General features: G+C 40.4%; 15 protein-coding genes. 9 read left to right on the top strand and 6 right to left on the bottom strand.

The annotated features are described in order from the left end of the window. Window positions 1–28 precede the first annotated feature (28 nt). Both ABT310_RS11200 and ABT310_RS11195 read left to right on the top strand, forming a co-directional pair. Window positions 29–523, top strand: coding sequence for an RNA polymerase sigma factor (locus ABT310_RS11200; protein ID WP_375323976.1), 495 nt, complete (start codon window positions 29–31; stop codon window positions 521–523). Window positions 524–527: 4 nt separating this feature from the next. After that, window positions 528–1,169 carry a hypothetical protein gene (locus ABT310_RS11195; protein WP_375323975.1) on the top strand — a complete coding sequence of 214 codons (642 nt, stop codon included), beginning with the start codon at window positions 528–530 and terminating at the stop codon, window positions 1,167–1,169. Here ABT310_RS11195 and ABT310_RS11190 read toward each other — a convergent pair. Then, window positions 1,166–1,978 carry a lysophospholipid acyltransferase family protein gene (locus tag ABT310_RS11190; protein WP_375323974.1) on the bottom strand — a complete coding sequence of 271 codons (813 nt, stop codon included), beginning with the start codon at window positions 1,976–1,978 and terminating at the stop codon, window positions 1,166–1,168. The genes ABT310_RS11195 and ABT310_RS11190 overlap by 4 nt on opposite strands. Window positions 1,979–2,018: 40 nt before the next feature. Continuing rightward, window positions 2,019–2,660: an NUDIX hydrolase gene (locus ABT310_RS11185; protein ID WP_375323973.1), complete on the bottom strand. Its 642-nt coding sequence runs from the start codon at window positions 2,658–2,660 to the stop codon at window positions 2,019–2,021. Here ABT310_RS11185 and ABT310_RS11180 point away from each other — a divergent pair. Both ABT310_RS11180 and ABT310_RS11175 read left to right on the top strand, forming a co-directional pair. Further along, the gene (locus ABT310_RS11180; RefSeq protein ID WP_375323972.1) at window positions 2,659–3,390 is read left to right on the top strand and encodes a peptidylprolyl isomerase; all 732 of its coding nucleotides are present in this window, start codon (window positions 2,659–2,661) and stop codon (window positions 3,388–3,390) included. The genes ABT310_RS11185 and ABT310_RS11180 overlap by 2 nt on opposite strands. 51 nt (window positions 3,391–3,441) lie before the next feature. Further along, the gene (locus ABT310_RS11175) at window positions 3,442–4,161 is read left to right on the top strand and encodes a dienelactone hydrolase family protein (protein ID WP_375323971.1); all 720 of its coding nucleotides are present in this window, start codon (window positions 3,442–3,444) and stop codon (window positions 4,159–4,161) included. On the opposite strand, the gene ABT310_RS11170 is transcribed toward ABT310_RS11175, so the two are convergent. From ABT310_RS11170 to ABT310_RS11155, 4 genes are all read right to left on the bottom strand, one after another. Further along, window positions 4,129–4,620 carry a hypothetical protein gene (locus tag ABT310_RS11170; RefSeq protein WP_375323970.1) on the bottom strand — a complete coding sequence of 164 codons (492 nt, stop codon included), beginning with the start codon at window positions 4,618–4,620 and terminating at the stop codon, window positions 4,129–4,131. The two genes, ABT310_RS11175 and ABT310_RS11170, sit on opposite strands and share 33 nt — an antisense overlap. A gap of 12 nt (window positions 4,621–4,632) precedes the next feature. Then, window positions 4,633–5,778 carry a hypothetical protein gene (locus tag ABT310_RS11165; RefSeq protein ID WP_375323969.1) on the bottom strand — a complete coding sequence of 382 codons (1,146 nt, stop codon included), beginning with the start codon at window positions 5,776–5,778 and terminating at the stop codon, window positions 4,633–4,635. A 194-nt stretch (window positions 5,779–5,972) separates the two neighbouring features. Then, complete coding sequence (locus tag ABT310_RS11160) at window positions 5,973–6,584, bottom strand: trimeric intracellular cation channel family protein (protein ID WP_375323968.1); 612 nt, start codon at window positions 6,582–6,584, stop codon at window positions 5,973–5,975. A 2-nt stretch (window positions 6,585–6,586) separates the two neighbouring features. Then, window positions 6,587–7,303 carry an RDD family protein gene (locus ABT310_RS11155; protein WP_375323967.1) on the bottom strand — a complete coding sequence of 239 codons (717 nt, stop codon included), beginning with the start codon at window positions 7,301–7,303 and terminating at the stop codon, window positions 6,587–6,589. Between the two features lie 34 nt (window positions 7,304–7,337). On the opposite strand from ABT310_RS11155, the gene ABT310_RS11150 reads away from it, so the two are divergent. Genes ABT310_RS11150 through ABT310_RS11130 form a run of 5 tightly spaced genes read left to right on the top strand, consistent with a single transcriptional unit; the run spans window position 7,338 to window position 12,095 of the window. Further along, window positions 7,338–8,318, top strand: a complete 981-nt coding sequence (locus tag ABT310_RS11150; protein ID WP_375323966.1) for a stage II sporulation protein M — start codon at window positions 7,338–7,340, stop codon at window positions 8,316–8,318. Then, window positions 8,293–9,180, top strand: a complete 888-nt coding sequence (locus ABT310_RS11145; RefSeq protein ID WP_375323965.1) for a hypothetical protein — start codon at window positions 8,293–8,295, stop codon at window positions 9,178–9,180. The genes ABT310_RS11150 and ABT310_RS11145 overlap by 26 nt, the downstream gene beginning before the upstream one ends. After that, entirely contained in the window at window positions 9,181–9,915 is a 735-nt protein-coding gene (locus ABT310_RS11140) for a DUF4129 domain-containing protein (RefSeq protein ID WP_375323964.1), read from the top strand. It begins immediately after the preceding gene. Next, the gene (locus ABT310_RS11135; protein WP_375323963.1) at window positions 9,908–11,122 is read left to right on the top strand and encodes a DUF4350 domain-containing protein; all 1,215 of its coding nucleotides are present in this window, start codon (window positions 9,908–9,910) and stop codon (window positions 11,120–11,122) included. The genes ABT310_RS11140 and ABT310_RS11135 overlap by 8 nt, the downstream gene beginning before the upstream one ends. Continuing rightward, window positions 11,112–12,095 carry an AAA family ATPase gene (locus ABT310_RS11130; RefSeq protein ID WP_375323962.1) on the top strand — a complete coding sequence of 328 codons (984 nt, stop codon included), beginning with the start codon at window positions 11,112–11,114 and terminating at the stop codon, window positions 12,093–12,095. Before ABT310_RS11135 ends, ABT310_RS11130 begins: the two co-directional genes overlap by 11 nt. Window positions 12,096–12,097: the final 2 nt, after the last annotated feature.

Here is a 12,097-nt window from a genome sequence, read left to right as displayed (position 1 = left end):
TAAATAAAGCACCCTTACCAACCTTTTAGTGAATAAAGAACTGGAACATCGTTTTGTGACGGAACTTGAGGACAACCAGAACATTGTCCACAAGGTGTGCAGCCTGTACACCAACGACAAGGATTCCCACAACGACCTGTTTCAGGAAATCACGATACAGCTTTGGAAAGCTTACCCAAAGTTTCGGGGCGATGCCAAATTTAGCACTTGGATGTACCGAGTTGCGCTGAACACAGCGATTACATTGTACAGAAAATCCAAGAAAAGAGTCAAGACCCAAGATTATGACTCTGTTGTGCACAGAATCAAGGCCAAAGAGTACGACGATACCGAAGAAAGGCAATTAAAATTGATGTACGATGCAATCAAACAATTGGGCGATATTGACAAAGCTTTGGTATTCCTTTATCTGGAAGACAAAGATTATTCCGAGATAGCCGAAACTTTGGGAATTTCCGAAGTAAATGCAAGGGTAAAGCTGAGCAGGGTTAAAACAAAATTAAGAACCATCTTAAACCCTTAATGGTATGGATGAATTGGAGCTCTTAAAAAAAGACTGGCAAAAACGGGAAGCTGAACTTCCTAGATTGTCCTACGACCAAATTTATAAGATGATTTGGAAGAAATCTTCTTCCATCATCAAATGGATATTTTATATAAGCCTTCTGGAATTTGTATTTTGGGCAGGCATCAATATTGGTTTCAACAGTCCAGAAACCATGGCAGAGCTCAAGGCTATGCACATCCATAAGGTAATCATGGTGTTGAACATCATCAACTACGTCATTATTTTATATTTCATTTATAAATTCTATAAAAACTACAAGAAGATTTCATTTACCGATTCGTCCAAAAAACTGATGAAGACCATTTTGGATGTAAAACGAACCGTAACCCAATATGTATGGTTCAACTTGATCATTTTCACCACCTTTTTAATCATTAACATGTACGGTGTTTTGATTTATGGGGAAGAAGGCAAAAAAATTGTCGAAGCAGCTTCACAAGATGGTGATGCTTTTGTATTCTGGGCCATGGTCATAGGAATTTCCATCGTATTTACAGCCGCCATCCTATTCTTGATTTGGCTGTTCTACAAACTTCTTTACGGAATTCTATTAAAAAGACTTCGGGAAAATTATAATGAACTTAAAAAATTGGAGGTTTAATCGCCTTTATAGCTGTACCTTCTTTTTTGATTCTCCTCTTCGTACGCCAATAATTCAGCTTTGGAAATCACCTTTAAGAAAGAAGGATGTTGCTCGATGGCGTATTCCAGTTTTTCTAAAATCGCATCAATGGACTCGTTGTCGTAATCAATTTCCAATGGGGTTTTAATCTGCATGGACTGCAGAATACCTTTCTTTTTAACCCGCAATCCCTTTTTATCGAATGAACGACGGAAACCATCGATCACTACAGGGACAACTACGGGTTTATATTTTTTAATGATGTGAGCCGTTCCCTTCCTCAAAGGTTTCCAAGGCGTCGTTGTACCTTGTGGAAAGGTAATTACCCAACCATCATTCAACGCACGGCCAATATTCGAAATATCACTGAATTTTACCTGTCGGTTCACTTCTTGACCACCTGCCCGCCATGTTCTTTCAATACTAATGGAACCTGCATAGGCTAAAATCTTGGTCAACAAACTCTTTTTCATGGTCTCCTTGGCCGCCACATAGTAAATGTTCAATTTCGGGTTCCAGAGGTACCCCAAATTTTTAATATTATCGTCCCTTCCCTTTAAACTGGCGTTGAACACATGGAACATGGCCACTACATCGGCAAAATAGGTTTGGTGATTGCTCACGAAGAGCACATTGGTATCGGGCAAATCACGAATAATTTGCGACCCCTCGATTTCCAGGGTATTAAAACCTTTATAACGTTGGTGCGTCATCATACCTGCGATACGAATCAACCATCGTTTTAAAAATAAAATATGTCCAAAAGGATTTTTCTTGAACAGACCCATGAATTGGTTTGTTTGATATGGCAAATTTACAAAAACACGGTTAAAGCACTTGCCGCAAAAGCTCTTTGATTTCGCTCAACATCATGGCCGTGGCACCCCAAACGGTATAACCATTTAATCTATAAGCAGGTACATCAATATTTTTTGCGTAGGAAGTGGTCAAATTTTCTTGAATATGGTTGGAATCATCCAAAAAATCACTCAAAAACACCTCTACCAACTGTTCCACTTCACTTTCTTGAAGCACAAATGGTTGTGGTGCGGGATAAATTCCCATATACGGTTGCACCAAAAAATTACTGGGTGGAATATAAACTTCGCTCAATGCTTTGATGACCTCAACCCCCGATGGTGGCACTCCAACTTCTTCATGGGTTTCCCGTAAAGCAGTATCCAAAAGATTGCTGTCGAATCGCTCTTCTTTTCCGCCTGGAAAGCCAATTTGGTTGGAATGTACCCCTTGGTAGGTCTTTCTTAATATCAACAATAATTTGGTCCGATAATCATCATCAGGAAAAAACAAAGCCATTACCCCTGCTCTTCTTGGGTTCGCATCACGAACTTTATTTCTCTTCATCCACTCAATTCGCAATTGCGGCGACATTTTATAATGGGAATCCTCCCCGGGAAGTGGGAGATTTTTTAATTTTAGAGCTAGTTGACAAAATTCATTAAAATCCATGCTGTTGAAACAATCGGCTTTTATCTCAAGTTTATTTCTATTTCTAAGTATCTCCTGTGGGGAATCCCCTAAAAAAAGTACTGACAAAGTTGAGGAAAATATTGCAAAAACAGATACTCTAGTTCAAAGTGTTGTTGATTCCACAACGATCAAAAAAGAAGAAGTTGAAGAAGAGGAATCCTTTGAACTCACCGAAGAAAATGCCATTGATTTCTTTTTTGACTATGCCAAAACCCTAAAGGCAGACAAGGTGAAACTGACCACCACCATGGGTAGTTTTACCCTAGAGCTTTACGATAATGTACCTTACCACAAAGCAAATTTTATTTATTTGGCACGTCAAAAATATTTTGACAGCACCCAATTCCATAGGGTGGTAAAGGATTTCATCATTCAAGGCGGAAACTCGGATGACAAGCGAACAGCACAAAAACGTTCGAAAATAGGGCGCTACTTATTGCCGCCAGATACCCGAAAAGGCCACAAACACCATCGTGGCACCATTTCCATGCCCAGTAGTGAAAGGGACAACCCACACAAATTGGCATCCCCCTACGAATTCTTTATCGTGGTCACCAAACCTGGCAGTTACCATTTGGATGGTTCGTATACTCCTTTTGGCCGCGTAATCGAAGGAATGGATGTTGTGGACAAAATAAACAACGTTCCCGTAGGCGACGGAGACTGGCCGTGGCAAAGTGTTTATATTCTTACCGCGGAAGTGTTATAGGTAAACTAAAAAAATATAAATTAGTTTACACGATTTAACAACTCACTCGACATGATTAAAACTGAAAAATTCATCTATGAAGGCGATGGAAAAACCTACCAAGGGGTGCTCGCTTTTGATGACAGCAACAAAGAAAAACGACCTGCCATAATGGTGTCCCACACTTGGATGGGACAATCACAATTTGAAGCCGACAAGGCCATTGCCCTTGCAGAACAAGGATACTTGGCCTTAGCCATCGATGTGTATGGCAAAGGAAAAAGAGCCAAAGATGCCACCGAGGCCGAAGCACTAATGATGGAAATGCAAGAAGACCGCCAAGAGCTGCTCAACCGCCTTCTCCTAGCCATGAACTCCCTTAAAAAACATGAGCTTGCCGATGCTGCCAACATCGCGATCATAGGTTTTTGCTTTGGAGGAAAGTGTGCATTGGACCTTGCCCGTTCGGGAGTGGCCATAAAAGCTTCCGTTTGTTTCCATGGTATTTTTGACCCACCAGGTTTGGAACAGGAAGAAGACATTAAAGCCAAAATTTTAGTGCTGCATGGTTGGGAAGACCCATTGGCCTTTCCAAAAGACATCGCTGCTTTGGGTTACGAACTCACGGAGCGTAATGCCATTTGGGAAATGGACGTATTCGGACACACAGGTCATGCCTTTACCAATCCGAACGCCAATGCTCCAGACGATGGCATGATGTACAATCCGCTGGCCACCGACCGTTCTTGGCTTAGAATGTCAAACTTTTTTGAAGAGGTTTTTGCCGACTAACATTCGATACGGCAATCTTTCTTTTTGTTCCACTGGAGCTGTAGTGGCATTTTCAACAACCCTTTTTCTTTCATAAATAGAAACAAGGGCGGCTATGATTATGAGGTTTTTGAAGATATACTGTCCAACCAGACTTAGGCCAAAAGCACCTTGGGCAAAAACCTCATCCGGAAAGAAAAACAGGGGCGTAAAGGTCAATACCATATGAACCAACGCCGCTGTAACCGCAATGCTACGAAACAGACCCAAAACCAAAAGAATCCCTAGGCCAACTTCCCAAACGGCCAATAAAAACAAGGCCACATTATCGGCCATTAGACCAAATGTAAGTTGATGTATGGTATTTTTGGCCAAATCTTCAGCTGGACTTAAATGCGGGATAAACTTTAAAGCACCAAACCATAGGTACACAAGTCCTATGGCTATGGAAATCAATTGGTTTTTGAGGCTTTGTTTCATATGATAAGTGTTTTAACTCTTAAACTCGTTCATTAATTCTGGCGCAACTTTTACTTTCTTGTTCGAAAAACGATAGGAAACGCCCACATTGATCAAATAATCAGCGAAGGCAGCATCGCCATTTCTGGGATTACCGGTTAACTCCTCGGTCTGTTTGTCCGTAACACTTTGCGGACGATCTCTACGTACAGCAAAAGGTACGTTTACGTTCAAGCTGAAATTATCCTTCATAAATGCGATTCCTGGATCAATGGACACTACGTTTCCAGGTCTTCTGAATCCTTCGTTGCCACCTATCAAGTCTTTTACAGGCACACCCTCATACCGAGCCCCCAAAGATGTTGAAATTGTATTGGACAACATTAAACTGGCTCCTGCCCTTACCGAAAATTGGTCTGGCACGGCCATGATGGCCTCATTTTGTAAAATCGGACTCAAGGTTTCGCGGAATGTGCGGGTTCCGTTGGTCTCTCTTGGATTGATCAAATAAAATCCACCTCCGTAGGCAAAAAGCTTTTCGGCAATTTTCTGGTAGAATTGAAAATCGACGGTAATACCAAAACCACCGTCTCCAGGTTGGATACTTTGGTCCACTGGACGCACTTGTGGGCTTCCTTCTGGTCCTACGTTGTAAAAAATATCAGAAGCATTGTAGTTTCCTGTGGGCAATTTAAGTCCCAATCCCACAGCAATATTTCCATTTTGATGTTTTTCAAGGTCCAACAACCAGTAGCCCACTCCTACTCGGATATCGGCCAAACCTCTGGAAAAAGTCATGTTTCGCTCATCCCTGCCATGCTCGTACAAAGAAGAACGGGTATTGATCACAGTTGGAATGGTAATACTTGTGTACAACCTATCGGTAATACCATAGGTCAAAAAGAAATCCCATGAATGTGAGTGGTTAATGACCTCAGAGCCATTGGCCACTCGGTCCGGTTCCTCTTCCGTACCCCTAAAATGACGGAAAGATTTAAAATAACGGTAATTGGTGCCAACCTGAATATCTCCGGGGCCCAATAAATTGTTTTCCAAAGTATTCCCCACACAGGATGAAAAATGACGGATAGCGACACAGCCCTGTGCCTTAACTGATTGGAGGCCCAAAAAAGAGGCGAAAATACATAGTGCAATGATTAGTGTTTTTGTTTTTTTCATTTGGCTTTGGTTGATTGATTTATGCAAAACCCTTACTAAAAGGGCAATCGCAATCGTGTTTTGTTTTGTTCAAGGCCAAAATAGACCTATCACAGCCACAGAAAAACTAATGGAAGTGTAAAAAAGATTAAGAAAGGGTTAATGTACTTAACCAAGCATTAACCATAAATGATTAAAGTATAATGTTTGTGGGATTACTCCTTGGAACTATAAATATTAGGTAGCCGCACATCAAACTTTACGGCAACCAACCTTAGGGATATCACAATTAAAATAGCAGCTACGTAGGCATAGCTTTCCGGAATTGGGAACTTCACAAACAAAAAATAACTTGCCCCTCCCAATATGCATGCGGTCGCATAAATTTCCTTTCTAAAAATCACTGGAATTTCATTACAAAGAATATCTCGAATCACGCCACCAAAACAGGCGGTCATGGTTCCCAAAAATATACACATGATGGGCAAAAGTTCTGCCTCCAAACCTTTTTCAACGCCAACCATAGTGTACAATCCAATCCCAATGGTATCGAACAAAAACAAAGACTTGCGAAGGTATTTAAGTTGATTCACAAAAATGATGGCAAAAACAACGGAAATAAAAATGGTGATTACATAGGTAAGGTCCTGCATCCACCCTACAGGGGTGTTTCCGATAAGTAAATCGCGTAGTGTACCTCCACCGATGGCAGTCACAAAAGCAATAATCAGGACCCCGAACAAATCCAAACGCTTTTCCATGGCCACCAAAACCCCAGAAATAGCAAAGGCCACGGTTCCTAAAACATCAATGGTTATATAGAACATTCTTACATTTTTTGGGTGTAGTAGTTGTAGTCTTTGATCACCACATCCACAAATTCGATGGGCTTCATTTCGGTTTGAATTCCCGTAACTTCTTTGATTCGCTTATCCAATGAAACAATAATATTGTGGTTGCCATTCAATTTGGAGCTATCATACAATTCTTTTATGGTCTGTATTTCTCGGTCCTTAAAAACCGTAACTTGAGAAAATGTAGGTTGATAGTCCTCAGGCAATTCACGCAATAAAGTATCGTGCAAAGAGATTCTTTTCTTTTCACTGATTACCGTAGTTCCTGCAGCAATATCCCCTAAGCGTTGTCCTTTGCCCCGCAATAAAATGGTAAGGACCGCACCTCCTCCAGACGTTAGTGTCACATCAATAATACGAAGTGCCCATCGCACAAAATAATTGGCAAAATTGGGTTTGGAACCATCCAGTTTCACCACTCTTAATGACATAGCGCCTTTTCCAATTGTTTTTCCGTTCATCAAGGTTTCAAACAATAAGTAATATAGAAAGGCGGGAATGGAAAGTATCAAATAAAATGCCCACTGGTCCTCAAATTCAATATCCAAAGAAGCCAAAAAAACAAAAACCAAAATAGTATAGACCCCAATCACAAAACTATCGATGATATAGGCCAACATACGCTCACCCAAATTTGAGGTGTTTTGATGTATGGTTATATTTTGGGCCGTTTCTATTTGAAATTGTTCCATATTTTAGTTTCTTTACTTACAAACTAACCATTTAATGCGAGAGGCCGCTTTTGTAAAGCAAAATAAGGATAAATGGGCCGCTTTTGAAAATGCCCTGAACAATAAAGGACGACTTCATCCTGACAAGCTCTCGGATTTGTACATTGAGATTACCGACCACCTCAGCTACGCCAAAACCTTTTACCCCAATAGCAACACACAATTTTACCTGAATGCCTTGGCCTCGCAAGCGCACCAAAAAATCTATAAGACCAAACGGGAATCGAAGAACCGTATTGTTCATTTTTGGAAAACGGAATTCCCATTAATGTTTTCCCAACATCACCGCGAATTATTGATTGCATTCTTGGTATTTGCCTTTTTTGCAACTGTGGGCGCTTTTTCTGCGGCCAATGAAGGGGATTTTGTCCGCTCCATTTTGGGCAATGGGTATGTGAACATGACCTTGGAGAATATTGAAAATGGAGACCCCATGGCCGTGTACAAAAAACAAGGGGCATTTAACATGTTTTTGGGCATCACCATCAACAATATAAAAGTCGCGGTGTATGCGTTTTCATTTGGTATATTTTTAGGAATCGGCACCTTAATGGTATTGCTCCAAAATGGGATTATGTTGGGCAGTTTCCAGTATTTCTTCTACGACAAAGGTTTGCTTTGGGAATCGGCCCGCACCATTTGGATCCATGGCACCATTGAAATTTCGGTAATTGTTATTGCAGGTTGTGCTGGACTTGTTTTGGCCAATGGCATTCTTTTCCCGGGCACCTACACTCGATTGCAATCTTTTAAAAGAGGGGTTAAAAACGGATTGAAAATAATGGTGAGCACCGTACCCTTTTTTATCATCGCAGGCTTTTTGGAAGGTTTTGTAACCCGACATACCGAAATGCCCGATTGGCTGGCAATTTTAATCATTACAGCCTCGTTAAGCCTTATAGTATTCTATTACATTTTGTATCCATACCAAATCAAAAGAAAAAAAGCTTATGCAAACACCACAAACCTATATTGAGTTTAAAAAACAACGTGAATTGGGGGATATTCTCTCCGACACCTTCGGATTTATTCGCAACCAGTTCAAGCCCTTTTTCGGCACTATCTTAAAGATAGTCGGCCCCTATATTGTGGTGATGCTCATAGCCATGGGTTTTTATATGTACACTGTGGGCGATATTTTTAATGTGGCAACAGTTTACAATACCGTACCCGATCTTTCACCAATAATAATGGTTTTGGCGATTGTGGTGCTCATGTTCAGTTCTATTGCGGCCTACGTTTTGGCACAGGGCACTGTACTGCATTACATCAAATCCTATATAGCCAATAACGGTGTTGCCAATCATGAAGAAGTACACAGAGAGGTGTACCGTTCCTTTTGGTCCTTGATTGGTTTGGGTATTTTGGTCGGTTTATCGGTTTTTGTGGGGATGCTATTTTGTTTTATTCCAGGTATTTATTTGGGTGTACCCCTATCTATATCTTTTGCCATACTTATCTTTCTAAAGAAAGATGTTATGGAATCTTACAATTACAGTTTTACATTGATCAAGGAAAACTGGTGGATAACCTTTGCCACGCTTCTCATCATTTACATTATTGTGGCCGTTGCTTCCTACGCCTTTAGTCTACCTTCTGTAATTTATATGTGGATTAAAATGGGCATATTTTCGGGGGAAATGGATGCGGAAACCTTTAATATTTTCAACGACCCTGTGTATTTGATTTTGAATGTGTTCAGTACCTTGATTCAATTTTTAATGAATATCATACTGTTGGTTGCTACCGCATTTATATTTTTTAACCTCAATGAAAAGAAAAACTTTACGGGTACCTTTGAAAGGATCGACAACCTTGGGAAATCTTCGGAGGATTAAATGCTACGAACACTGCTTTTAGGGCTTTTGCTTTTTTGCGCAACATCCATATTTGCGCAACAGGATTCCATTGTTCAATATGATACCTCGGATGTTGAAGTCCTAGAATTTGGTGAAGACGATTTAAGCACCTACCGAAACAACGAGGATTTCAATTACGAAATGGTGGAGCTGGAATCCACTTGGTTGGATGATATAAAGAATTGGTTCTACACTATCTTCCAACAACTTTTCGAATGGATTTTTGGCGTGGAGAAAGCCACCAGTTTTTTAGCCACCTTTCTTCAAATCCTTCCCTATTTGTTATTGGCCTTGTTCCTTTATTTAGTGATTCGTTTTTTTGTGAACACCCATGCGCGTTCCGTTATTTTAAATAACAAGAATCCAAATACGGTATCACTTTCCGAGGAAGAACGCATCATCAAAACCGAGGATATCGAACAGCTCATTAAAGATGCACTGGCACAAAACGATTATCGCTTGGCCATCCGATATTACTATTTGTTTGTTCTAAAGCAATTATCGGAACGCAATTTAATTGATTGGCAACGTCAAAAAACCAACGACGATTATATCCAAGAACTTTCCAATCCTGAATTAAAAAATATATTTGGCAGGGCCACTTTGTTATACGATTACATTTGGTACGGGGAGTTTGCCATTGATCAAGAACGGTACGCCCAGGTAGAGCATGTTTTTGTAACCCTTAAAAAATCAATCGGCGGAAATGTTTAAAAAGGGTTGGATCTACATCGCGATTGCATTTTTTACCCTATTGGGGATATTTGTTTTGGAGTATAACAAGCCCAAAAACATCAATTGGTTCCCTTCCTATGTTTCTCACCATAAAATTCCGTACGGCACTTTAGTGTTCATTGATTTGATGGAAAAGCATTTTCCCAATTTAATTGAGCAAGTGGAACAGCCCCCCTTCGAGTTTTTGATGCGGAATGACGATATTGAAGGCACCTACTTCTTCGTGAATCAATCCGTATCCTTTGAAGAAGCCGAACTGAATGCCCTATTGGATTGGGTGGATAAGGGAAATACGCTCTTTATAGCTTCGGAATCTTTTGAAAACACCTTGCTGGACACCCTGAATCTGGAATTGAACAGCCTGTACAATACCAGTGAACTGGACCCTACATTTTATCATCAATTGGTGAACCCTCAATTGAAAAAAACTCCAATTACATTCAAACAAGATTATTACGCCGAAAACTTTAGTGAAATCGATACCCTACAAACAGTGGTACTTGGTGAAGTTTATACGGAATCCGATAGTACGGAAATAGTTTCCAAACATATAAATATCATCAAACAACCTTTCGGAAAAGGAGAAATCATTCTATCCAGTTTTCCCAAGGCTTTTACCAATTATTTTATCCTAAAGGATAACAATAAGGATTATACGGCTGGGGTTATTTCATACCTGAATCGTAATGAAACCATTTATATGGACAATTTCCACAAGACTGGAAAATCGTTCTATACCTCGCCTATGTATCTATTCTTAAATACCAAAGAATTGAAGTGGGCCTATTACCTCATCCTAATCGGAGCCTTGGTCTATGTAATTTTTGAAGGCAAGCGAAAGCAACGGGCCATCCCCATAGTGGAACCGGTCAAAAATCAAACATTGGTTTTTACCCGGACCATTGCCGATATGTATTTTGAAAACGGGGAACAGACATTGATCATGGAACACAAGATTGCCTATTTTTTGGACTATATCCGAACCAAACTGCATTTGCCCACCCAAGAAAGGGACGAAACCTTTTTCAATAATTTGGCATCAAGAAGCAATGTGGAGTTGAATGAAGTAAAAGCACTTTTTAGTGTAATGGAAAGATTACAGTCCAAAGAAAAAATCACCAATGAAGAATTGGAAAAACTGAACAAAAATATAGAAGCATTTAAAGCAAAAGCTGATGGAAAATAACGACTTGAACTTTGACAACAGAGTACCCTTGGAAGAACTAAGAACCACAGTAGACCAAATAAAAAAGGAATTGGCCACCGTGATTGTTGGACAACATCAATTTATTGAACTGTTGATTGTCTCCATTTTGGCCGACGGTCACGCTTTGATAGAGGGTGTGCCCGGAATTGCAAAAACGGTTACTGCCAAATTATTTGCAAAGACCCTCAAGACAGGCTTTAGTCGCATACAATTTACCCCCGATTTAATGCCCAGCGATATTTTGGGAACCTCGGTTTTCAACTCAAAAACTACGGAGTTTGAGTTTAAAAAAGGACCTATATTTTCCAACATAATCCTTATTGACGAAATTAACCGTGCACCGGCAAAAACCCAGGCCGCCTTGTTCGAAACCATGGAGGAGCGTCAAGCGACCATTGATGGCACTACCTACCCCATGGGGCAACCGTTTATGGTATTGGCCACCCAAAACCCGATTGAACAAGAAGGAACGTATGCCCTGCCCGAGGCACAATTGGACCGTTTTTTGTTTAAAATTAAAGTGGATTACCCTTCTGTGGAAGAAGAAGTGCAGATTCTACAAACACATCACGAACGTAAGGGGGAAAAACCGCAAGACCACATTAAGGCAGTATTGACCCCTAAAAAGCTACTGGAATTCAAGAAGAACATTCATGAGATAATTGTTGAGGGCAAAATCATGGATTACATTGCCAAAATTATTACCCAAACCAGAAATCATCCACATTTATATTTGGGGGCATCACCAAGGGCTTCCATTGCCACACTAACAGCTGCCAAAGCGTTTGCTGCCATTGCAGGGCGCGATTTTGTAATTCCTGAAGATGTGAAAAAAGCTTTGGTCCCCGTACTCAATCATAGGGTGATTTTAACCCCAGAACGCGAAATGGAGGGCATGACCACTGAAAATGTCGTTTCCATGATCATGGAATCTGTTGAAATTCCACGATAACT

Origin of the sequence: Flagellimonas cixiensis, assembly GCF_042134615.1 — a bacterium.
GTDB classification, from domain to species: Bacteria; Bacteroidota; Bacteroidia; order Flavobacteriales; family Flavobacteriaceae; genus Flagellimonas; species Flagellimonas cixiensis.
Note: the sequence above shows the minus strand (reverse complement) of the source record. Positions and strands in the feature narration are given on the sequence as shown.

Excerpts from the sequence above, each read along its gene's own strand:
- ABT310_RS11175 (WP_375323971.1), top strand. The coding sequence starts at position 3,442 with ATGATTAAAACTGAAAAATTCATCTATGAAGGCGATGGAAAAACCTAC.
- ABT310_RS11130 (WP_375323962.1), top strand. The coding sequence starts at position 11,112 with ATGGAAAATAACGACTTGAACTTTGACAACAGAGTACCCTTGGAAGAA.
- ABT310_RS11150 (WP_375323966.1), top strand. The coding sequence starts at position 7,338 with ATGCGAGAGGCCGCTTTTGTAAAGCAAAATAAGGATAAATGGGCCGCT.
- ABT310_RS11155 (WP_375323967.1), bottom strand. The coding sequence starts at position 7,303 with ATGGAACAATTTCAAATAGAAACGGCCCAAAATATAACCATACATCAA.
- ABT310_RS11170 (WP_375323970.1), bottom strand. The coding sequence starts at position 4,620 with ATGAAACAAAGCCTCAAAAACCAATTGATTTCCATAGCCATAGGACTT.
- ABT310_RS11140 (WP_375323964.1), top strand. The coding sequence starts at position 9,181 with ATGCTACGAACACTGCTTTTAGGGCTTTTGCTTTTTTGCGCAACATCC.
- ABT310_RS11160 (WP_375323968.1), bottom strand. The coding sequence starts at position 6,584 with ATGTTCTATATAACCATTGATGTTTTAGGAACCGTGGCCTTTGCTATT.
- ABT310_RS11145 (WP_375323965.1), top strand. The coding sequence starts at position 8,293 with ATGCAAACACCACAAACCTATATTGAGTTTAAAAAACAACGTGAATTG.
- ABT310_RS11185 (WP_375323973.1), bottom strand. The coding sequence starts at position 2,660 with ATGGATTTTAATGAATTTTGTCAACTAGCTCTAAAATTAAAAAATCTC.
- ABT310_RS11195 (WP_375323975.1), top strand. The coding sequence starts at position 528 with ATGGATGAATTGGAGCTCTTAAAAAAAGACTGGCAAAAACGGGAAGCT.
- ABT310_RS11180 (WP_375323972.1), top strand. The coding sequence starts at position 2,659 with ATGCTGTTGAAACAATCGGCTTTTATCTCAAGTTTATTTCTATTTCTA.
- ABT310_RS11190 (WP_375323974.1), bottom strand. The coding sequence starts at position 1,978 with ATGGGTCTGTTCAAGAAAAATCCTTTTGGACATATTTTATTTTTAAAA.
- ABT310_RS11165 (WP_375323969.1), bottom strand. The coding sequence starts at position 5,778 with ATGAAAAAAACAAAAACACTAATCATTGCACTATGTATTTTCGCCTCT.
- ABT310_RS11135 (WP_375323963.1), top strand. The coding sequence starts at position 9,908 with ATGTTTAAAAAGGGTTGGATCTACATCGCGATTGCATTTTTTACCCTA.